Here is a 20,798-nt window from a genome sequence, read left to right as displayed (position 1 = left end):
CTCATTCTCCTGCCTTGGAACGGGAGAATCACGCGCGCCCGGCCGGACTCGCCAGTGGCGCATTTGCCATCTATGATCGATATCGTGCCAAAGGATATGCCCCCGCGCCCGCGTCATCACGTCGTGGTCGTCGCCTATGAGGGGCTCGCCCTGTTCGAATTCGGCATGGCGGCGGAGATTTTCGGCGAGGTGCGCTACGACATCAGCCCGCACTGGTACCGTTTCTCGGCCGCCAACATCCAGCCGCGCCCGGTCCGCGCCCCCGGCGGCGTCACGATCACCACCGACGGCGGCATCGAATTGCTCGCCGAGGCCGACACGATCATCATCCCCGGCTGGCCGCCCGAGGATCGCGAACACCCTGTCCGCGCCGCGCTGGTCGCGGCCCACGCGCGCGGTGCGCGGCTCGTCTCGATCTGCACCGGCTCGTTCCTGCTCGCCTCGGCCGGCCTGCTCGACGGGCGGCGCGCCACCACCCACTGGCGCCACATGGACCGCATGGTCGCCGAATATCCGGCAATCCGCGTGGTCCGCGACGTCCTCTACCTCGACGACGGATCGATCCTGACCTCGGCGGGCGGCGCCTCCGGCGTCGACCTCTGCCTCCATCTCGTCCGCCAGGATTATGGCGGCGCCATCGCCAACATGGTGGCACGGCGGCTGGTGGTCGCGGCCCATCGCGGCGGCGACCAGCGCCAGTTCGTCGAGCGCCCGCTGCCGCGCGACCACGAGGCGGGCCGCCTCGGCCGGCTGATGGACGATGTCCGCGCCGGGCTCGACGACCCCTGGACCGTCGCAAGCATGGCCGCCCGCGCCGGCATGAGCCGCCGCACCCTCGTCCGCCGCTTCAACGAGGCGACCGGCCTGCCGCCCGCCGAATGGCTGCGGCTGGAGCGGATCGGTCGCGCCCGCGAGCTGCTCGAGACCAGCGCCGCGCCGATCGAGGAGATCGCCCGTCTCGCCGGCTTCGGCACCGCCGCGGCGCTCCGCCACCATTTCGCGCGGCAGCTCGACGTCACCCCGACCCGCTACCGCCAGCATTTCGGTCACACGCACGCTTGACCCCGCCCCGTCGGCAGTGCTTAGCGGCGGCATGACCGACAGCATCTCCGCCCGCATCGCCGAGCTCGGCCTCGCCCTTCCCGAAGCCGCGGCGCCCGTCGCCGCCTATGTGCCGACGCTGGAAGTGGGCGGCCTGCTCTTCATCTCGGGCCAGATCTCCTTCGCGCCCGACGGCAGCCGGATCACCGGGACGCTCGGCAAGGACATGGACGTCGCCGCCGGCCAGCAGGCGGCCGAGCGCTGCGGCCTGATGCTGATCGCGCAGATGCAGAAGGCTTTGGGCTCGCTCGACCGGGTCGAGCGGATCGTCAAGCTCGGCGCCTTCGTCGCCTCGACCCCCGACTTCACCGACCAGCCCAAGGTCGCCAACGGCGCGTCGGAGCTGATGGAGAAGGTGTTCGGCGAGGCGGGACGCCATACCCGCAGCGCCGTCGGCGTGCCGGTGCTGCCGCTCGGCGCCGCGGTCGAGATCGATGCCATCATCGCCGTCAAGGCCAGCTAGGCTCGGCGAGCTTTTCGCGAAGCCCTTCGCCCACCGCGGCCTGCATGGCCGCGGCATGGTCGAGAACAGCCCGTCGGCGTTCCGCGCCGCGCTCGACGCCGGCCACGGCATCGAGCTCGACGTCCAGGTCTCGGCCGACGGCGAAGCGATCGTCTTCCACGACTACGATCTCAGGCGGCTGGCCGGCGCGGACGGCAAACTCGCCGATCTCCCTGCCGCCGCGATCTCCGCGCACCGGCTGACCGGCACCGAAGAGGCGATCCCGATCCTCCCGGACATACTGGCGCTGATCGACGGCCGCGCGCCGCTGCTGATCGAGGTGAAATCGCCCGGCCGCGACGTCGCGCCGCTCTGCGAAGCTGTGAACCGTGCGCTCGCCTCCTATATCGGCCCGGTGGCGGTGATGTCGTTCAATCCGGCGATCGGGCACTGGTTCGCGAAGCGCGCACCCGACGTGCTGCGCGGCCTCGTCGTAACCGAGGAGGGTCGGCCCCGGCACGGGTGGCTGAAGCGCTGGCTCTCGCTCAGATGGTCGAGGGCCGATTTCCTCGCCTACGACATCCGCGACCTGCCCTCGCGCTTTGTCGATGCGGTCCGCGCGAAAGGCATGAAGGTCGGCACCTGGACGGTCCGCACCGACGCCCAGCGCACCATCGCTGCGGCGAGCGTTGATCAGATCATCTACGAGGTCCCGGCATGAGCGGCGAAGCGGTCGTCGCCCGCATCGCGCAGGGTGTCGCGGACTTTTCCGCCGAAGACTGGGACCGCTGCGCCGGCTCCGACGATCCGTTCCTCAGCCACGCCTTCCTCTCGGCGCTGGAGGAATCCGGCAGCGCGGTCCTCGAAACCGGCTGGCAGCCCGTCCCGATCGCCATTGACGGCCCGGACGGCCGCCCGGATGCGGTACTCCCCGCCTATGTGAAGAGCCACAGTCAGGGCGAATATGTCTTCGACCACGCCTGGGCCGACGCCTTCGAGCGGGCCGGCGGGCGCTATTATCCCAAGCTCCAGATCGCCGTGCCGTTCACGCCGGTGCCGGGCCGCCGCCTGCTCGCCCGCGCCGCGCCGCTCGCTCCCGCCTTGATCGCCGCCGCCGAGCGGATCGTCGAGGCGAACCACCTCTCCTCCGCCCACGCCACCTTCATCCATGGCGACGAGGTCGCGGTCTTCGAACGCGCCGGCTGGCTGATCCGCGAGGACAACCAGTTCCACTGGCATAATGACGGCTATCGAAGCTTCGATGACTTCCTCGCCTCCCTCACCTCGCGCAAGCGCAAGGCGATCCGCAAGGAGCGCGCTGCGGCGAGCCAGGGCCTGGAGATCGTCCACCTTACCGGCGACGACCTGACCGAAACCCACTGGGACGCCTTCTGGACCTTCTACCAGGACACCGGCGCCCGCAAATGGGGCCGCCCCTATCTCACCCGCCCCTTCTTCTCGCTGCTCGGCGAACGGCTCGCCGACAAGGTGCTGCTGGTCTTCGCGCTGCGCGACGGCATCCCCATCGCCGGCGCGCTCAACCTGATCGGCGCCGAGGCCCTCTACGGTCGCTACTGGGGCTGCACCGAGGATGTGCCCCACCTCCATTTCGAGCTCTGCTATTATCAGGCGATCGACTTCGCGATCGCGCGCGGTCTCCATCGGGTCGAGGCCGGCGCGCAGGGCGGCCACAAGCTCGCCCGCGGCTATCGCCCGGTCCCGACCTGGTCAGCCCATTACATCGCCAATCCCGGCTTCCGTCGCGCCGTCGCCGACTATCTCGCCGCCGAACGCGCCGCCGTCGCCCGGGAGATCGAAGCCATGGACGAGCTGACGCCGTTCCGGAAGACGGGCTAGGCAGCTACGCAACCTCATTGCCATCCCGCGGCTGCGCGGCGATCGCCTCGATCTCGACCAGATAGCCGTAATGGAGCTCCGGCACCGGAACGACGGTCCGCGCCGGCCGGTGCTCCCCGAAGATCTCCGCGAACAGCGCGTTGAACGGCGCCCAGTGGTCCATCCCGACGACGAACACGGTGACGCGCAGCACATCCTGCGGCCCGGCGTTGGCAGCGGCGAGCGTGTCGAACAGGTTGCGGAAGGTCTGGCGGACCTGCGCCTCGAAGCCCGCCTTCGCCAGCTCATGCCCGCCAGCGACGACGGGCAGGTGCCCGGCGGTGAAGACGAGGCCGTCATGTGCCGTCGCGAACGCATAATGCCCGCCCGGCGTCCGGCCCGGCACATGCACCGTCTCCATGAAAGAGCCTCCCTATCATGCTGTCCGCGCAACACTTTAGCGCACGGGGTCACATCCCGATGGCGTCTTCATGCGCGCTGCCGGGATCGGCCACAATGGGAAGGCGGATGGTCACGCGCCAAAGGTCAGCCGGATGCCGCCGTTGACGGTGAATCCGTCGGTCGGTGCCCAGGCGTCGACGGTCCAGCGACCGTCCGGCGCCCGCGTGGGCCTGAGCAACGGGTCGTATCTGGTCTGCCGGACGTTCAGCAGGTTCTCGGCGTTCAGGAAGAGGCGGACGTCGCCGAGCACGATCTCGCCCATCATGCCGAGTTCGACATAGGGTCGGCCTGTCGCGCGAAACGGATTGTCTTCCAGCGATTGCCGGCCGGTATAATAGGCCTCGAAGCCGATCCGGCCGACCCCGTGCCGCTCCCACATCGCCACCAGTCCGGCGGTGTGGCGCGGCGTCAGCGGCACCTGCCGGCGGCCGGTCCCGTCCGGGTCGGGTTCCGAAGAGTCGACGAAGACGTAGCTGCCGGTGACGGTGAACGCCTGCCAGCGATAGCGCAGCAGGAGCTCGGCGCCGCGAATGCGCGTCGTCTCCGCGACGCTGACCAGCCGCACCCGCCCGGCTTCGGGTGACGGATCGACGACATCGAGCCGGGTGGTGTTGCGCATGTCGGAGCCGAACAGGGTGAGGTTCGCTTCGATGCCCCCACGCGCATAACCGATGTCGAGCGAGGCGCTTTCCGCCGTTTCCGCCCTCAGGCCATTCAGCGGCTCCAGCCGCGACAGGCCCGCCGCCTCGGTCTCGTCGACGAACGGGGTCGGCGCATGGAAGCCGCGGCCGACCGAAGCCCGGACCGTCCAGAAGCCGGGCCGATAGAGCAGCGACAGGCGCGGGCTGAACCTGGTGCCATATTCGCTGTGCGCGTCGATCCGGGCGCTGCCCGCCACGGTCAACTGTTCGTTCAGCGCGTGCTCGGCCTGGACGAAGACCCCCGGCACGGTGAAATCATAGTCGAACTGGGGGAATGTCTCGGAACGATAGCCGTCCGCCTGATAGGCGACACCGGCGACCCATGACATGCGCCCCGCCTCTCCGGCCAGCGACAGCTCGGCGAAGAGCGTGTCGTGCCGGTCGTCCTCGGCTGTGTCGCCGAAGACGTGGCGGTGATCCTGTCGCATTCCCGAGGCGCGGACATGCGCGGTGCCGATCCCTGCCAGCGGCAGCTGGGCGACCAGGCCCGCATCGAGACGATCCGTGTTCTGGGTCTGGAGGAAGGGCCGGCCGTCGGGCGTCGTCCGGCCGGGCGCGGTGCCACCCACCCGATCCTCGCCCATCGCCCCGATCGTGGCGAAGATCGACGCTCCGCCGGCGCCGTCCCAGAACAGGCGCGGCCGGGCGGTCCAGCGGTCATAGGCGGGCAGGTCGATCCAGCCGTCATCGTCGATGTCCTGCCGGCTCTGACGGTGGAGCCCCCCGGTCAGCGAGGCGCTCCAGCCCCCGCCGAGCGGCGATGCGGCATAGGCCGTGAGATCCTGACCGTCACGGCTCGTGACGTTGAGCAAGGCTTCGATCTCCAGGGCATCGCCCGGGCGCCGCGAGACCAGGTTGATAACGCCGCCGAGCGCCGAGGGCCCATAAAGCGCCGAGGCTGCCCCCTTGATGACCTCGACTTGACCAAGATCTGTCGGGGGGATTTGCAGGAGGCCGAGCGACGACGCCTGGCCGCCGTAAAGTGGCAGTCCGTCGGCAAGAAGCTGGGTGTAGCGGCCGTTCATGCCCTGCACGCGCACATTGGCCGAGCCCAGCGCCGGCGACGTGACCTGAACCCGGACACCGCCCGTTTCGCTCAGCATCATGGCGATGTTGCCGGGCCGCATCAGCAGCTTCTCTTCGATCTCGTCGCGGTTCAGGACGTCCACCCGGATCGGTTCGTCCTGTACCCGGCGGCGGGAGCGCGTCGCCTGGACGACGATCTCCTCATCTTCCTCGTCGGTCTCCGCCTGCGCTCCAGCCTGGTCGTTCCCGCCGGAAACATCCTGCGCCCATGCGGCCGGGGACAGCAGCGTCAGAACGAGCACGGCCGGCATGCCGGTCAGGGATGTAAAACTGGAGCGCGCCATGGATCCTCGACCGAATCGGGAAGGCGGCGCTATGGGGTCTGTAGCGACTACAGGGTCAAGGCATTGCGATGAAGATCGGAGAGGTCTCCAGGATCACCGGAACGAACGTGGAGACCGTCCGCTATTATGAGCGGATCGGCCTCCTGCCCAAGCCGAGCCGCACCGGCGGAAACTACCGCAGCTATGCAGCCCAGGATGTCGACCGCCTCAAATTCATCCGCCATGCGCGCGGGCTCGGGTTCGACATTGCCGATATCCGCTCCCTCCTCGATCTCGGTGAGCATCCGGAGCGGGATTGCTGCGAGGTCGATCAAATCGCCACCAGCCACCTCGTGTCCGTCGAGAACAAGCTCCGGCAACTCGAACAGCTGCAGCAGGAACTTGTCCGGATGCTCCGGCAGTGTCGGGGCGGACAGGTCGCCGACTGCCGCATCATGCTCACCCTGGCCGAGCGTTAGCCCGCGCAAACCCGGTTTCCCGATCCGCAACGGGTCGAAAGCGCCGGCATTCCGATTGTTGGATACAAATAGGATTTGGCCTGTCACGCTCACGGCATGACGGCTCCACCTTGCAACGCGTCGGGCAAGCCGGTCCCCATCGCTTCGAAGTTTCACGTGCGGTGCGGATTTTTTCGCTCAGGGAAGCTGAAACTTATGAAACTTCCGCTGAAACTTTCGGCGCCCACCCCGCTTGCCGATGGCCGGCAACCGCCTATGATCCCGGCCGAAAAATCGACAGGAGACGGGGCGATGCGGCTGTGGCTTTGGGCATGGATGCTGGTGTTCGTGGCCGCAGCGCCGGCGGCGGCCGAGGTGCCGCAGGGGCCGGAGCGGCTGTTCACCGGTCGCGACCTGTTCAGCCTCGAGGTTGCCGCCGATCCGCAGATCAGCCCCGACGGCCGCCAGATCGCCTATGTCCGCCGCTCCGGCGACATCATGACCGACCGATTCCGCCCGACCATCTGGCTGATCGACACCGCGACCGGGCGTCAGGTTCCGCTCGCCGCCGGGCCCGGCGCGCACAGCCAGCCGCGCTGGTCGCCGGCCGGCGACCGGATCGCCTACGTCTCGTCGGCCGAGGGCGGCACGCCGCAGCTCTTCGTGCGCTGGATGGAGAGCGGCGAGGCGGTGCGGATCACCGGCCTCCCGGATTCGCCGGGCAGCCTCGCCTGGTCGCCGGACGGCCGCCAGATCGCCTACACGATGTTCGTGCCGGACGAGGGCCAGCGCCTCGGCAGCGCGTCGCAGCCGCGCCCCGAAGGCGCGCAATGGGCGCCGCCGCTGGAGGTGATCACCGCGGTCACCTATCGCGCCGACGGCCAGGGCTATCTGAAGCCCGGTTACGAGCAGATCTTCGTCGTCTCCGCCGAGGGCGGCGCGCCGCGCCAGCTGAGCTACGGCCCGTACAACAATGACGGGCAGGTCTCCTGGGCGCCCGACGGGCGGACGCTCTATTTCAGCGCCAACCGCTCCGATACGTGGGAGCGCGACGGCAACAACAGCGAGGTCTATGCGCTCGACATCGCCACCCACCGGATCACGGCGCTCACCACCCGCGACGGGCCGGACGCGTCGCCGATCGTGTCGCCGGACGGCCGCTCGATCGCCTATCTCGGCTTCGACGATCAGCGCCGCGGCTACGAGAACGCCCGGCTCTACGTGATGGACCGCGACGGATCGAACGGCCGGTCACTCACCGACTCGCTCGATCGCAGCATCGACAGCGCGGTCTGGGCGGCCGACGGGCGCGGGATCTACGTCTCCTACGAGGACCATGGCACGATCACCGTCGCCCGCGTCGGACTCGACGGGTCGCGCCGGACCGTGGTGGAACGGCTCACCGGGAGCAGCCTGGACCGCCCCTATGCGGGCGGGGAGTTCAGCGTGTCGCGCGACGGCGCGCTCGCGGTCACCCGCGGCACAGCGACCCGCCCGTCGGATGTCGTGCTGGTGCGCGGCGGGCAGTCGCGCCAACTCACCCGGCTCAACGACGAGATGCTGGGCGGCAAGGCGCTGGGCGAGGTGCGGCGGATCGAGACGTCCTCCTCCTTCGACCAGCGGCCGATCGAGGCCTGGCTGACGCTGCCGGCCAACTACACGGAAGGCCAGCGTTATCCGCTGATCCTCGAGATCCACGGCGGCCCGTTCGCCGCCTATGGCCCCAGTTTCTCGACCGACAACCAGCTCTACGCCGCCGCCGGCTATGCCGTGCTGTCGGTCAATCCGCGCGGCTCCACCTCCTATGGCGAGGCGTTCGCCAATCTCATCCACCATGCCTATCCCGGCAACGACTATGACGACCTGATGAGCGCGGTCGACGCCGTCATCGCCCAGGGCGTGGTCGATCCGGAGCGGCTGTTCGTCACCGGCGGCTCGGGCGGCGGCGTGCTGACCTCGTGGATCGTCGGCAAGACCAACCGCTTCCGTGCCGCCGCGACCCAGAAGCCGGTGATCGACTGGGCGAGCTTCGTGCTCACCGCCGACAACCCGTCCTTCTTCTCGCGCTACTGGTTCGGCGAATATCCGTGGGAGGACCCGCAGGCCTTCTGGCAGCGCTCGCCGCTGAGCCTGGTCGGCAACGTCCAGACGCCGACCCTCGTCGTCGTCGGCAGTGAGGATTATCGCACCCCGGTCAGCGAGTCGGAGCAATATTACACCGCGCTGCAGCTGCGCGGCGTGCCGACCGCCCTGGTGAAGGTGCCCGGCGCCAGTCATGGCGGGCTTGCCGCCCGGCCCTCGCAGAGCGCCGCCAAGGCCTCGGCGATCCTCGCCTGGTTCCAGCGCTACCGCGACACGCCCTGGCGTCCCGCCACCGCCGCGCCCTGACGGCTCACCAGCCCTCGCGCGGGCGGGCGACCCAGCTATGGTCCTCGACCACGTCGGCGAGGACCGGCCGCCCGCGCCAGTCGCGCGACGGCGCGAACCGGTAGCGCCGCTCGATCAGCCGGCAGGTGTTGGCGTCGAGGTCGCGATTGCCGCTCGATTCGACGATCCGGCAGTTCACCGCCCGGCCGTTCAGCGCGACCGTGAAGCGGACGGACACGGTGCCGCCTGCGCCGATTTCCAGCGCCGCGCGCGGATAGTCGGCATCGGTCATCCGCCCGCGCAGGTGGCGCGGCGGCATCCCGCCGCCGCCCTCGCCGTCACCATCGCCGCCCGCGCCGCGCCCGTCGCCATCGCCCCCTGCGCCGAAGCCGGGCCCGCGCACGTCGGCCGCCCCCTGAGAGGGATCGGACCCCTGGCCGGAAACCGGCGCAGCGGTGATCGGCGGCGGGACGGGCAGGCGCACGACCGGCGGGGGCGCCACGATCTGCGTCGCCTCCGAGTGGAGATTGGGCGGCGAGGCCGCACCCTCCCGGCCGGGGCTCTGACGCTGCTGGGGACTCGGCTCGACCCGGCGTGGCGGCGGCGGCGGGACGGGCTCGGCCTCGGGCGGTGGCAGGGTCACGTCGAAGACATCGAGCGAGCGCTCGACCACGCGGGTCGCCGGGACGCCAAGGCCCCAGATCAGGGCCAGCCCGACCAGCCCGTGCACCAGTGCGACGGCCGCACCGGCGCCGATCTTCTCACGCGTGTCACTCGGTGCCCGAAGCGCCATACTCACATCTCACGTGTCTGGTCTTCCTATACACCATCCTGCGGATATGCGCCTTGTGCGATCCGGTCTCGGGGCCTGGTTGTCGGTGTTCATACCAATTAATTTTTATTGGTACGAAAGACAGGTTGATCGATCTGGCCTGGTTTGTTAGCCAGGTCTCAGGGCTCGCAAGAAGGTCCTCAAGTTCAGGGAGCGAGATGCGACAGGCCTTTTTCATTGCAGCTTCTGCGGCCCTCCTGCTTCTGCCCGCCTCCCCGGCGGGGGCGGAACGCATTCTCGTCCGCGACCCGGCGGCATATCGCGCGGCGACCCGCGCGTTGTCCCCCGGCGACGAGATCGTCCTCGCGAACGGCACGTGGCGCGATTTCCAGATCCTGTTCGAAGGGCAGGGCACGGCCGGGCGGCCGATCACGCTGAGCGCCGAGACGCCCGGCCAGGTCATCCTCTCCGGCCAGTCCAACCTCAGGCTCTCCGGCACGCATCTCGTCGTCTCCGGCCTGGTCTTCCGCGACGGCCATTCCCCGACCGAGGAGGTGATCGCCTTCCGCCGCGATTCGCGACGGACGGCCAGCAACTCGCGGGTGACCGAGGTCGTCATCGACCATTTCAACCAGCCCGATCGCCGCCGCGAGGACCGCTGGGTGTCGATCTACGGCCAGGACAACCGGGTCGATCACTCCCATTTCGTGGGCAAGGGCAATGCGGGCGTGACGCTCGCCGTGATCCGGCCGGAAGGTCAGCCGCAGCCGAACCGTCACCGGATCGACCACAATTATTTCGGGCCACGCCCGCCGCTCGGCTCGAACGGCGGTGAGACGATCCGGATCGGCACCAGCGAGGAATCGCTCTCCGACTCCGCCACGATCGTCGAGAACAACTATTTCGATCGCTGCGACGGCGAGGTCGAGATCGTCTCGGTGAAGTCCGGCGCGAACATTATCCGCGGCAACACCTTCTTCGAATCCCAAGGCGCAGTCGTCCTGCGCCACGGCAACGGCAACCTCGTCGAGCGCAACGTCTTTCTCGGCAACGGCAAGGCGAACACCGGCGGCGTGCGGATCATCAACCGCGACCAGACTGTCCGCCTCAACCATATGGAAGGCCTCGCCGGCACCGGCTTCGCCAGCGCGGTCACGGTGATGAACGGCGTGCCGAACTCGGCGATCAACCGCTACCATCAGGTCGCCAATGCCCGGATCGAGCGCAACAGCGTGATCGAGAGCCGGCGGATCACCCTGGCGGCCGGCGCCGATGCCGAACGCTCCGCGCCGCCCATCGATAGCTATTTCGAGCGCAACCTGATCGCCGGCACTGAACGCACCGACCCGTTCCGCATCGATGGCGACATCGCCGGTATTGCTTTCACAGGTAATGTCCAGGGCGAGGTCGCCGAACCGCGCCTTGACCGGGGGGTAGAACGGCGCCCGATCGAGATGGTGCGCGCTCCTAATGGATTGCTCTACCCAGCCGACCCGGCGCTCGCCGAGGTCGGTGCGCCGCGCGACCTCAGCCCGACCACGCGCGAGGAGACCGGCGTTAGCTGGTACCTCAAGCCCGGGCCTATGGCGGAAACGCCTGCAGGCGCCGCTGTCGATATTCCGGCCGGAAGTGCGCTCGATGCTGTTGGCGAGGGCGGCACCTTCCGGCTCGCGGCCGGCGACTATCGGGTGAGCACGCCGATCGTGATCGACCGGCCCGTCCACCTCTCCGGGGCGGGCGACCGGCAGACGCGGATCGCCTTCTCGGGCGATAGCCTGTTCCGGATCGAGGAAGGGGGGCGGCTCAGTCTCTCTGGCCTTGCCATCACCGGCACCGGCGCGGCCGCGATCCGGACCAGCGCGCAGCCGATGATCGCCAATTATGCCATTGAGCTGTCCGATATAGCGGTGTCGAACCTGCCCGGCGACGTGATCGCGACCACCGCGGCGACCTTTGCCGACGACATCCGGATCCGGGCCAGCCGGTTCGAGAATGTCCGCGGCACCGTGATTGCCGCCCATTCGGAGACGGGCGGCGCCGGCCTCTACAATGCTGAGGAGATCGAGATCGACCGCTCCGATTTCCGCCGTGTCGGGCGGATCGCCGACGTGTTTCGCGGCGGTCGGGACGAAAGCACCTTCGGACCACGCTTCACGATGGCGAACTCGACGGTCGAGGGGAGCGGCGCACCCGATGCGCCTGCGCTGCTCCTGTCGGGCGTGCAGCGGACCGAGATTGACGACAATCGCTTCCGGGGCAGCGGACCGATCTCGGTGACGCACAGCGTCGGCTCGCCCGATACGCGGATCGCGAACAATGTCTTCGAAGACACGCCGCTGCCACAGGTCACCGAGCTCTATTGGCAGGGCCCGGCCCGCGCCGTGCTGACGGGCAACTCGCAATGAAGCGCGCCGCGTTCCTCCTCGCCGTGCTGCTGTTTTCCGGGCAGGCTGGCGCGCAGGCGCTGATCCCCCAGGCCGACCGTGCCGCCATGGTTGCGGAGGCCACGCGCCACCCGCTGTTCCAGGCCGAGCTTGAGCGCACTCGCGCTGCGGTCGACCGGGCGATGCAGGGCGGCATCAATGTGCCGGTGCCGCGCGATCCCGGCGGCGGGCTCACCCACGAGCAGCACAAGCGCAACTATCTCACCATCTACGGCGCCGGCCTGCTCTACGCGATCACCGGCGAGCAGCGTTACGCCGATCATGTCCGCCAATTGCTGCTCGCTTATGCCGAGCTCTATCCCCGCCTCGGTCCGCATCCCGCGGCGGCGAACCAGGTGCCCGGACGGCTGTTCTGGCAGAGCCTCAACGACTCCGTCTGGCTGGTCTATGCGATCCAGGGCTATGACGCGATCCGCGACACGCTGAGCGAGGCCGACCGGCGGACCATCGACCACAGTGTCTTCCGCCGCATGGCGCGCTTCCTGTCGGACGAGAACCCACAGGCCTTCGACCGCATCCACAACCACGCCACCTGGGCCACCGCCGGTGTCGGCATGACCGGCTATGTGCTCGGCGACCGCGCGCTGGTCGAGAAGGCGCTGCTCGGTACCGACCGCAGCGGCCAGGGCGGGTTCCTGCGCCAGATCGACCTGCTCTTCTCGCCCGACGGCTATTATGCGGAAGGACCCTATTACCAGCGCTACGCCCTCCTCCCTTTCGTCGTCTTCGCCCGGGCGATCGAGACGAACGAGACGGAACGCCATATCTTCGAGCGCCGCGACGGCCTGCTCTTGAAGGCGGTCCGCACCACCATCCAGCTCAGCTACGGCGGCTATTTCTTCCCCGTGAACGACGCGATGCGCGACAAGGGGCTGGACACCGAGGAGCTCGTCCAGGGCGTCGCCATCGCCTATGGCGTCACCCGCGATCCCGCCTTCCTTTCGATCGCGCAAGAGCAGGGCCGCACCATCCTCTCTGGCGACGGCCTCGCGCTCTCGCGCGATCTCGCCGCCGGCCGGGCGCGGCCCTTCCCGTTCCAGTCCGCCCTCTTCCGCGACGGGCCGGAGGGCGACCGGGGGGCGCTCGCGGTGCTGCGCTCCGATCCCGGCCAGCGCAGCCAGACCCTGGTGATGAAGAGCACCTCGCAGGGGATGGGCCATGGCCATTTCGACCGGCTGAACTGGCTGCTCTACGACAACGGCAATGCGATCGTGACCGACTATGGCGCCGCCCGCTTCCTCAACATCGAGGCGAAGGACGGCGGCCGCTACCTCCCCGAGAATGACAGCTGGGCGCAGCAGACCATCGCGCACAACACATTGGTCGTGAACGAGGCGAGCCATTTCGGCGCCCGGCTCCGCCCGGCCGAAGCGAGCGCGCCAACTCAGCTCTTCTTCCAGGGCGAGGGCGACACCAGGCTCAGCACCGCCGAAGAGGCCCACGCCTATCCGGGCGTCCGCTTCCGCCGCACGCTGGCGCAACTGACAGTCGAGGGGTTCGCCAGCCCGATCGTGGTTGATCTGCTGCGCGTCGACGGCGAGCGGCCGGCGCGCTACGATCTGCCGCTCCATTATGCCGGCCATCTGATCGAGACCGGCTTCCCGTTACAGTCGAATGTGACGACCCGGCCGGCGCTGGGCGAGGCCAACGGCTACCAGCATCTCTGGGTGGACGCGATCGGCACGCCGCGGGCGGACAATGGCCGCGTCACCTGGATCAACGGCGGTCGCTTCTACACGTTTCACACCCTGCCGCCGGCCGGCGCGCAGATGATCTTCGCCGAGAGCGGCGCCAACGACCCGCGCTTCAACCTGCGCCGCGAGCCGGTGCTGATCCTGCGCGCCGACAACCAGACCGACACGAGCTTCGTCAGCCTGATCGAGCCGCACGGCGCCTATGACGCGGCGGCCGAGACCACCGTCGCCAGCCGCAGCCGGATTCGCGGTCTTCGCCATGTCCGCGCCGACGGCGCCGACCTTGTCGCGTTCGAGACCGACGCCGGCCGCACCGTGATCCTCGCCATCGCCGACGACACCTCCGCGACCGTCCGGCATCGCGCCGCGCTCGACGGGCGGATGCTCGAATGGACCGGCCATTTCGGCCGCTTCGACCGGACGGGAAGCGGCCAGTGACGCTCAAGAACAATCTGCGCTGGAGCGTGATCGGCCTGATCGCGCTCGCCACCGTCATCAACTATATCGACCGCAACGCGCTCGCCGTGATGTGGCCGGCGGTCTCGGCCGAGATCGGCGCGACCAAGGAGGATTACGCCCTCCTCGTCACCATCTTCATGATCTCCTACGCATTCGGCCAGGCGCTGTTCGGCAAGATTTTCGACGTGATCGGGACGCGGCTCGGCTTCGCCCTGTCGATCATTGTGTGGTCGATCTCGATCGGCCTCCACGCGCTGGTCCGCTCGCTGCCGCTGCTGGGCGTACTGCGCGCGACCCTGGGCGTCAGCGAGGCGGGCAACTGGCCCGGCGCGGTCAAGGCCAACGCGCTCTGGTTCCCGCCGGGCGAGCGCGCCTTCGCGCAGGGCATCTTCAACTCCGGCGCCTCAGTGGGCGCGATCGTCTCGGCGCCGTTGATCGCGCTCATCTATGTGGGCGTCGGCTGGCGCATGACCTTCGTGCTGGTCGGCATCCTCGGCTTCCTCTGGCTGCTGCCCTGGTTCTGGCTCTACCGCTCCGACCCGGACCGCCATCCCTGGCTCACCGAAGCCGAGCGCACCCACATTCAGGGCGGAACTGACGCCAGAACCAGCGACGCGGAACCGGCCTATTCCCCCGGCTGGGGCGGATTGCTCAAACACCGCGAGAGCTGGGCGGTGCTGATCAGCCGCTTCTTCCTCGATCCGGTCTGGTGGCTGTTCGTCTCATGGCTGCCGATCTATCTTGCCGAGACCTTCGGCTTCAACGTAGCCCAGATCGGCCTGTTCGCGTGGGTGCCGTTCGTCGGCGCGATGCTGGGCAGCCTCGGTGGCGGCTGGCTGTCCGGCGCCCTGATCCGGCGCGGCTGGCCGGTGATCCGGGCGCGCAAGGCGGCGATCACGCTCGGCGCGGTCATCATGCTGCCGGCGCTCCTGCTCACCATGGGCGCGGCGACGCCGCTCTATGCGGTGCTGCTGATCGCCGTGATCCTGTTCGGCTTCCAGGTCGCGATCGGCAACATCCAGACGCTGCCGGCCGACTATTTCGGCGGCGGCGCGGTCGGCTCGCTCGCCGGCCTCGGCGGCACAGCGGCGGTCGCCGGCACCCTGATCACGACCTGGCTGGTGCCGGTCATGACCCGCACCTCCTACGCGCCGATCTTCGCGCTCGCCGCGGCGATCGTGCCGCTCTCGCTCCTCGCGATCTGGCTCCTCGCCCGGGACCGGGCGCCGGTCGGCCGCGCCTCCTGACAAACAAGAACAACGAAAGGGTGTTTATGCGTTTTGCGGACAAGGTCGCCATCGTCACCGGCGGCGGACGGGACATCGGGCGCGCGGTCTCGCTGCGCCTCGCCGGCGAGGGCGCGAAGATCGTCCTCAACTATCTGAACGATGCGACCTCGGCCGAGGCGACCGCGGACGAGATCCGCGCTGCCGGCGGCAAGGTGCTCGTGCACCGTGCCGACGTCTCCAGGGCGGCCGAGGTGGACGGCCTGGTTGCCGCCGCGCGCGCCGCGTTCGGCGATCAGGTCCACGTCCTCGTCAATCTCGCCGGCGGCATGGTGGCGCGCAAGACGCTCGAGGAGATGGACGAGGCCTTCTTCGACACGGTGATGGACCTCAATCTGAAGTCCGCCTTCCTGGTGACCAAGGCGGTGCGGCCGCTGATGCCGGCGGGGAGCGCCATCATCAATTTCTCTTCCCAGGCCGGCCGTGACGGCGGCGGGCCGGGCGCCACCGCCTATGCGACCTCGAAGGGCGCGCTGCTCACCATGACGCGGGCGCTCGCCAAGGAGCTCGGGCCGCATGGCATCCGGGTGAACGCGGTCTGCCCCGGCATGATCGCGACGACGTTCCACGACACCTTCACCAAGCCCGAGGTGCGCAAGAATGTCGCCGGCGCGACACCGCTCCGACGCGAGGGCGCTTCCGAGGACGTGGCCGCGGTGGTCGCCTTCCTCGCCTCCGGCGACGGCGCATTCGTGACCGGCATCGGCCTCGACGTGAACGGCGGCACCTTCTTCTCGTGAAAACGGTGCGCGCTCTTGCCCTGGCCGGCGCGATGCTGCTTGCTGCACCCGCGCTGGCTCAGGATCGCAATGGGCTGGAGCGTGCTGACGCGCCGCCCCTTGAGCCTTTCAAGATCATCCTGGTCGGCGATTCGACGATGGCGCCGCACAGCGGCTGGGCTTCGGCCTTCTGCGCCAATCACGTGAAATCCTCGGTCGCCTGCCTCAATCTCGGCCGGGGCGGGCGCAGCACCCGCAGCTACCGCGCCGAAGGCGCGTGGGACATCGCGCTCGGCGAGGCGCGGGTCGCGGGCTATCGCGCCACCTATGTCCTGATCCAGTTCGGCCACAACGACCAGTCGACCCGGCCGGAACGCTGGACCGAGATGCGGACGGAGTTCCCCGGGAACCTGCGCCGCTTCGTGACCGAGATGCGCGCGGCCGGCGCGGTCCCGGTGCTGCTGACCCCGCTCACCCGGCGCGAGTTCCGCGCGGGCCGGCTTGCCAACACGCTCGAGCCCTGGGCGGCCGAGATCCGCGCCGTTGCGGCCGCCATGGACGTGCCGTTGATCGATCTCAATGCCGAGAGCGCGGCGGCCGTCCAGCGCATGGGCGCGGAGACCGCGACGCAGCTCGCACAGGTCCCGCCGCGGCCGGAAGAACTGGAAGCCGCGCGCAGCGGGACCACCTTACCGCCACGCCCGGCACCCGCCGCGCCTGTGGAGCAGCGCACCCCGCCCCCTGGTCCGCGCGGCCGGGTCATGCGCAAGTTCGACTACACCCATGTCGGGCCGGTCGGCGCCGAGCTCTTCGCGCGCATGATCGCCCAGAGCCTGGCCCGCGCCGTGTCGGCGCTCGGCGGCCAGATCGTGCCCTGACCCATTGGTCTGAATATTGGTTGCGACAATTGGTATGTAAAAAAGGTTGACGAAAGACCCTGGACTGGTCAAGGTCGAATCCGACAACACAACAGAATTTTGGGAGAGGACTGATGCGTCACGGGCGCAGCCAATTCGTTCATTCGGGTCGTCGCGCCGCCTTGCTGGCCACTGCGGCGCTGCCGCTGCTGCTCGCTTCCCCGGCTTTCGCGCAAGATGCTCAGCCTGACCCCGCTCCCCCGGTCGGCATTCAGGCCGTCGCCGCCGAAGAGGAGGGCATCGTCGTCACGGGCCTGCGCGAGACGATCCAGACCTCGATCCGCACCAAGCGCGACCAGACCGCGATCGTCGATGCGCTCTCCTCGCAGGAGATCGGCAACATCCCGGCGCTGTCGGTCGGCGAGGCGATCCAGACCATCGCCGGCGCCACCACCCACCGCGAGAAGGGCGGCGCCTCCGAGATCGCGCTGCGCGGCCTCGGCCCGTTCCTCTCCAACTCCACCTTCAACGGCCGTGACGCGACCAATGGCAGCGGCGACCGGGCGGTCAACTTCAACCAGTTCCCGTCCGAGCTGATCAACGAGATCATGATCTACAAGAGCCAGCAGGCCGACCTCGTCGAGGGCGGTGTTGCCGGCACGATCGAGCTCGGTACGATCAGACCTCTCGCCTTCGGCCGCCGCCGCATCCAGGCCGAGTTCAAGGCCAATTACAGCCGGCAACAGGACAATGTGTCCGGTGACGACGGCCTCGGCTGGCGCGGAACGATCTCCTATGTCGATCAGTTCGAGCTGGGCCGCGCCGGCGAGTTCGGCATCGCGCTCGGCTTCCAGCGCAACGACACCAACAATCCCGAGGACACGTTCGCGGCGAGCACGACCTGGGTCGCCTGCGACGCGACCCGCACCGTCCTCAACGGCAATTGCCCGCAGGTGACCGCCCAGCAGGTCGCCGACGGCACGCCTTTCTACCTCGCCCCGAATGCCCTGACCTACCGGCAGATTTCGGAGGACGACCGGCGCGACGCCTTCTTCGGCGCGCTGCAGTGGCGGCCGGACCCGAGCCTCGATATCAACCTCGACTTCCAATATTCCGACCGCACGTTCAACGAGCAGCGCAACGACCTCAACCTGTCGGAAGGCCAGCGGGCGATCGCCAACCGGGTGATCGATCCGGCGGGTTTCCTTACCTCCTATACCGGCCAGTCCTCGATCGAGACGGTCTCGACCCTGCTCACCCGCGCCGAGGAGTATCTCGGCGGCGGACTCAACGTCGAATATGAGCCGACCGAGCGGCTGACCCTGCGCGCCGACTTCTCCTACTCGCGCACCCGCCGCCGGGAGACCGAGCGGTCCGCGCGGCTGCGCACCGACCCGCGCGACATTTTCGGCAACGTGACGCCGATCAACAACCAGCGCATTCCCTACAGCTACGAGCTGGGCGAAGGCTTCGCGCCGATCATCACGATCGATCCGCGCTTCGACATCAGCAACTGGGATCTGTTCAGCGACGATACCCGCATCCGCCGCGACGAGAATTTCCGCGAGAACGAGATCATCGCCGGGCGGTTCGACGCCGTCCATTCGTTCGACGGGCCGGTGCTGCGCAGCCTCCATGCGGGGGTCCGCTACGCGCGCCAGACCTACAACGACTATGACGACCGGGTCGAAATCAACGTCGAGAATCCGGCGCAGGAGCGCGCGGCGAACCTCGCCTGCCGCGTGCCCTTCCAGCAGCGCGACTATCTGGACGCTGTGGACGGCGCGCTCCACAGCTGGGCGACCTTCGACCCGCTCTGCCTGTTCGAGCAGCATCTCGGCACCACCGATCCCGGCCCCAACGCGGACGTCCGCTCGGTTGCCAGCCGCGACGTCACGGAAGAGGTCTGGGCCGGCTATGTCATGGCCTCCTACGCCACCGACGGGGACGTTCCGCTGCCCGTTTCCGGCAATGTCGGCCTGCGCGTCGTCAACACCAGCGTCACCTCGAACGGCCTGCGCTCGGCGCTCGACGTCGTCACCAATCCCGACGGCTCGATCCGGCTGGTCGAGAGCGGCGATTTCGATACGGTGACGATCGAGAATTCGACCACCCGCTTCCTGCCCAGCGCGAACGTCACCTTCCACCTGCAGAACGACCTGCTGCTGCGCTTCGCCGTCTACAAGGCGATGTCGCGCCCGGCGCCCAGCAGCCTCGGCGCCGGCCGCACGATCACGCTGGCCGACGGCACCGATTTCGATTCGATCGAGGATGCGATCCGCGAGATCCGCGCCAACGGCAGCCCGCGGCTTGAGCCGCTGATGTCGTGGAACTACGACGCCTCGCTCGAATATTATCTCAACCGGGATTCGCTGTTCTCGGCGGCGGTCTACTACAAGCAGTTCAACGGCGGCTTCATCCCGATCGTGACCGACGAACTATTCAACATTGGCGGCCAGGATGTCACCATTCCCGTCGTCCAGACCGCCAACAGCTCCGAGCGCAGCCGCATCTACGGCCTCGAGCTGACCCTCACGCACCGCTTCGCCTGGCTGCCGGCGCCGTTCGACGGACTGGGCGCGCGGCTCGTCTACACCTACGCCAATTCGAACTTCGAGAACCAGGACATCCGCCTCGGGGAGATCTTCAACCCGGTCACCGGGGTGACGACGCCGGGGATCATCCCGCCGGCCAATCTCAGCGGCTTCTCGGAGAACGTCGTCTCCGCCCAGGCCTATTACCAGAAGGGCCCGATCTCGCTGCAGGCAGTCTACAACTACCGCTCGGACTATTATCAGGACTTCGTCGGCGGCAACAACCAGCTGCGCTACGTCCGCAGCAACGACACGTTCGATCTGCGTGCGTCCTACCAGTTCACCCCCAACGTCTCGCTGAGCTTCGAGGCGGTGAACATCTTCGACGAGCCGAAGGTCACCGACATGCCGGTGCCGGGCAGCATTCGCCAATACCATTATTACGGGCCGCGCTACTTCCTGGGCGTGCGCGTGCGGATCTGATGCGTGGCCTGCGAGCCTTGCACTCGACCGCCAAGAGGCTAATCATCCCGGCGTGAGGCGAGGGACGAACGAGGATCATGGCTGACCGGCGGCTGTTTCAGGACATCGTGGAGCAGATCGTCGGTCTGATCGACGAAGGCGCCTATCCGCCCGGCTCGCGCCTGCCCGGCGAACGCGAGCTGGCCGAGAAGTTCGGGGTCAGCCGCGTCACCATCCGCGAGGCCGAGATCGCTCTCCAGGCGATGGGCCGGGTCAAGATCAAGACCGGGGCCGGCGTCTACATCACCGAGTCGGAGCGGGCCCGTGATGCTGCGCTGCCGAATGTCAGCGCCTTCGAGCTCACCGAGGCGCGCTCGCTGTTCGAGGCCGAGGCGGCCGCCATCGCCGCACCGATCATCCCCGAGGACTCCCTCGCGCGGCTGGACGAGCTGCTCCGGGTGATGGCCGAGGAGGATGACGGCGACAGCGACCGATCGGGCGCGGCCGACCGCGAGTTCCACCTCACCATCGCGTCCGCCTCGGGCAACAAGGCGATCATCCATGTGATTGAGACGCTGTGGCGGATGCGCGACGAGCTGCCGCAGGTCCGCGCGACGCACGAGGCGGTGTGCAGCCACGACGCCGAGGCCCGCGCCGAGGAGCATGGCGCGATCGTCCGGGCGCTTCGCAACCGCGACGCCCAGGGCGCCCGCCTCGCCATGCGGCGCCATTTCAACAGGCTTTTGGAAGCCATGCTCGACGCGACCGAGGAGCGCGAGCTGATCGAGCTTCGCCGCAAGTCCGCCGAGAGCCGCGCCCGCTTCCTGCTCAGCGTCAACCTGCAATAGCGCGCCA

16 protein-coding genes are annotated in these 20,798 nt (G+C 68.6%); 13 read left to right on the top strand and 3 right to left on the bottom strand.

Annotation, left to right across the window (positions count from 1 at the left end; all coding sequences use genetic code 11):
* Positions 1 to 96: 96 nt before the first annotated feature.
* From ftrA to RCO27_RS11270, 4 genes are read left to right on the top strand one after another with little or no spacing between them, the layout of a single operon-like run.
* Entirely contained in the window at positions 97 to 1,062 is a 966-nt protein-coding gene (ftrA, locus tag RCO27_RS11285) for a transcriptional regulator FtrA (RefSeq protein ID WP_309002774.1), read from the top strand.
* A 31-nt stretch (positions 1,063 to 1,093) separates the two neighbouring features.
* Entirely contained in the window at positions 1,094 to 1,564 is a 471-nt protein-coding gene (locus RCO27_RS11280) for a RidA family protein (RefSeq protein WP_309002773.1), read from the top strand.
* Positions 1,536 to 2,264, top strand: a complete 729-nt coding sequence (locus RCO27_RS11275; RefSeq protein ID WP_309002772.1) for a glycerophosphodiester phosphodiesterase family protein — start codon at positions 1,536 to 1,538, stop codon at positions 2,262 to 2,264. Before RCO27_RS11280 ends, RCO27_RS11275 begins: the two co-directional genes overlap by 29 nt.
* Complete coding sequence (locus RCO27_RS11270) at positions 2,261 to 3,400, top strand: GNAT family N-acetyltransferase (protein WP_309002771.1); 1,140 nt, start codon at positions 2,261 to 2,263, stop codon at positions 3,398 to 3,400. The genes RCO27_RS11275 and RCO27_RS11270 overlap by 4 nt, the downstream gene beginning before the upstream one ends.
* Positions 3,401 to 3,404: 4 nt before the next feature.
* On the opposite strand, the gene RCO27_RS11265 is transcribed toward RCO27_RS11270, so the two are convergent.
* Both RCO27_RS11265 and RCO27_RS11260 read right to left on the bottom strand, forming a co-directional pair.
* On the bottom strand, positions 3,405 to 3,800 hold the full coding sequence (locus tag RCO27_RS11265; RefSeq protein ID WP_309002770.1) for a RidA family protein: 396 nt from the start codon (positions 3,798 to 3,800) through the stop codon (positions 3,405 to 3,407).
* A 111-nt stretch (positions 3,801 to 3,911) separates the two neighbouring features.
* Entirely contained in the window at positions 3,912 to 5,879 is a 1,968-nt protein-coding gene (locus RCO27_RS11260) for a TonB-dependent receptor domain-containing protein (protein ID WP_309002769.1), read from the bottom strand.
* A gap of 101 nt (positions 5,880 to 5,980) precedes the next feature.
* On the opposite strand from RCO27_RS11260, the gene RCO27_RS11255 reads away from it, so the two are divergent.
* Both RCO27_RS11255 and RCO27_RS11250 read left to right on the top strand, forming a co-directional pair.
* Entirely contained in the window at positions 5,981 to 6,370 is a 390-nt protein-coding gene (locus RCO27_RS11255; RefSeq protein ID WP_309002768.1) for a helix-turn-helix domain-containing protein, read from the top strand.
* A gap of 291 nt (positions 6,371 to 6,661) precedes the next feature.
* The gene (locus RCO27_RS11250; RefSeq protein ID WP_309002767.1) at positions 6,662 to 8,737 is read left to right on the top strand and encodes a S9 family peptidase; all 2,076 of its coding nucleotides are present in this window, start codon (positions 6,662 to 6,664) and stop codon (positions 8,735 to 8,737) included.
* A gap of 4 nt (positions 8,738 to 8,741) precedes the next feature.
* Here RCO27_RS11250 and RCO27_RS11245 read toward each other — a convergent pair whose 3' ends face one another.
* Entirely contained in the window at positions 8,742 to 9,509 is a 768-nt protein-coding gene (locus RCO27_RS11245; protein ID WP_309002766.1) for an energy transducer TonB, read from the bottom strand.
* Between the two features lie 197 nt (positions 9,510 to 9,706).
* Between RCO27_RS11245 and RCO27_RS11240 the strand changes: the two genes are divergently transcribed.
* The 7 genes from RCO27_RS11240 to RCO27_RS11210 all read left to right on the top strand — a co-directional run bounded on the left by RCO27_RS11240 (position 9,707) and on the right by RCO27_RS11210 (position 20,791).
* Positions 9,707 to 11,893, top strand: a complete 2,187-nt coding sequence (locus tag RCO27_RS11240; RefSeq protein ID WP_309002765.1) for a polysaccharide lyase 6 family protein — start codon at positions 9,707 to 9,709, stop codon at positions 11,891 to 11,893.
* Positions 11,890 to 14,064, top strand: coding sequence for a heparinase II/III family protein (locus tag RCO27_RS11235; RefSeq protein ID WP_309002764.1), 2,175 nt, complete (start codon positions 11,890 to 11,892; stop codon positions 14,062 to 14,064). Before RCO27_RS11240 ends, RCO27_RS11235 begins: the two co-directional genes overlap by 4 nt.
* The gene (locus RCO27_RS11230; protein ID WP_309002763.1) at positions 14,061 to 15,332 is read left to right on the top strand and encodes an MFS transporter; all 1,272 of its coding nucleotides are present in this window, start codon (positions 14,061 to 14,063) and stop codon (positions 15,330 to 15,332) included. Before RCO27_RS11235 ends, RCO27_RS11230 begins: the two co-directional genes overlap by 4 nt.
* A gap of 26 nt (positions 15,333 to 15,358) precedes the next feature.
* Positions 15,359 to 16,111 carry a glucose 1-dehydrogenase gene (locus RCO27_RS11225; RefSeq protein ID WP_309002762.1) on the top strand — a complete coding sequence of 251 codons (753 nt, stop codon included), beginning with the start codon at positions 15,359 to 15,361 and terminating at the stop codon, positions 16,109 to 16,111.
* A gap of 5 nt (positions 16,112 to 16,116) precedes the next feature.
* A complete protein-coding gene (locus tag RCO27_RS11220; RefSeq protein WP_309002761.1) occupies positions 16,117 to 16,968 on the top strand; it encodes a rhamnogalacturonan acetylesterase in 852 nt (283 codons plus the stop codon).
* Between the two features lie 113 nt (positions 16,969 to 17,081).
* Positions 17,082 to 19,964 (top strand): TonB-dependent receptor, encoded by a 2,883-nt coding sequence (locus RCO27_RS11215; RefSeq protein WP_309002760.1) that lies wholly within the window; start codon positions 17,082 to 17,084, stop codon positions 19,962 to 19,964.
* A 77-nt stretch (positions 19,965 to 20,041) separates the two neighbouring features.
* A complete protein-coding gene (locus tag RCO27_RS11210; protein ID WP_309002759.1) occupies positions 20,042 to 20,791 on the top strand; it encodes an FCD domain-containing protein in 750 nt (249 codons plus the stop codon).
* Positions 20,792 to 20,798: the final 7 nt, after the last annotated feature.

This window comes from Sphingosinicella sp. LHD-64 (assembly GCF_031157375.1).
Lineage (GTDB): Bacteria > Pseudomonadota > Alphaproteobacteria > Sphingomonadales > Sphingomonadaceae > Allosphingosinicella.
The sequence above is the reverse complement of the archived record's forward strand: the minus strand, read 5'-3'. Positions and strand labels throughout refer to the sequence as shown.

What these genes read in the sequence shown, in the direction of transcription:
- RCO27_RS11280 (WP_309002773.1), top strand. Translation starts at nt 1,094, where the DNA reads ATGACCGACAGCATCTCCGCCCGCATCGCCGAGCTCGGCCTCGCCCTT.
- RCO27_RS11245 (WP_309002766.1), bottom strand. Translation starts at nt 9,509, where the DNA reads ATGGCGCTTCGGGCACCGAGTGACACGCGTGAGAAGATCGGCGCCGGT.
- RCO27_RS11265 (WP_309002770.1), bottom strand. Translation starts at nt 3,800, where the DNA reads ATGGAGACGGTGCATGTGCCGGGCCGGACGCCGGGCGGGCATTATGCG.
- RCO27_RS11240 (WP_309002765.1), top strand. Translation starts at nt 9,707, where the DNA reads ATGCGACAGGCCTTTTTCATTGCAGCTTCTGCGGCCCTCCTGCTTCTG.
- RCO27_RS11210 (WP_309002759.1), top strand. Translation starts at nt 20,042, where the DNA reads ATGGCTGACCGGCGGCTGTTTCAGGACATCGTGGAGCAGATCGTCGGT.
- RCO27_RS11270 (WP_309002771.1), top strand. Translation starts at nt 2,261, where the DNA reads ATGAGCGGCGAAGCGGTCGTCGCCCGCATCGCGCAGGGTGTCGCGGAC.
- RCO27_RS11250 (WP_309002767.1), top strand. Translation starts at nt 6,662, where the DNA reads ATGCGGCTGTGGCTTTGGGCATGGATGCTGGTGTTCGTGGCCGCAGCG.
- RCO27_RS11225 (WP_309002762.1), top strand. Translation starts at nt 15,359, where the DNA reads ATGCGTTTTGCGGACAAGGTCGCCATCGTCACCGGCGGCGGACGGGAC.
- RCO27_RS11255 (WP_309002768.1), top strand. Translation starts at nt 5,981, where the DNA reads ATGAAGATCGGAGAGGTCTCCAGGATCACCGGAACGAACGTGGAGACC.
- RCO27_RS11215 (WP_309002760.1), top strand. Translation starts at nt 17,082, where the DNA reads ATGCGTCACGGGCGCAGCCAATTCGTTCATTCGGGTCGTCGCGCCGCC.
- ftrA (WP_309002774.1), top strand. Translation starts at nt 97, where the DNA reads ATGCCCCCGCGCCCGCGTCATCACGTCGTGGTCGTCGCCTATGAGGGG.
- RCO27_RS11260 (WP_309002769.1), bottom strand. Translation starts at nt 5,879, where the DNA reads ATGCCGGCCGTGCTCGTTCTGACGCTGCTGTCCCCGGCCGCATGGGCG.
- RCO27_RS11235 (WP_309002764.1), top strand. Translation starts at nt 11,890, where the DNA reads ATGAAGCGCGCCGCGTTCCTCCTCGCCGTGCTGCTGTTTTCCGGGCAG.
- RCO27_RS11275 (WP_309002772.1), top strand. Translation starts at nt 1,536, where the DNA reads ATGCCATCATCGCCGTCAAGGCCAGCTAGGCTCGGCGAGCTTTTCGCG.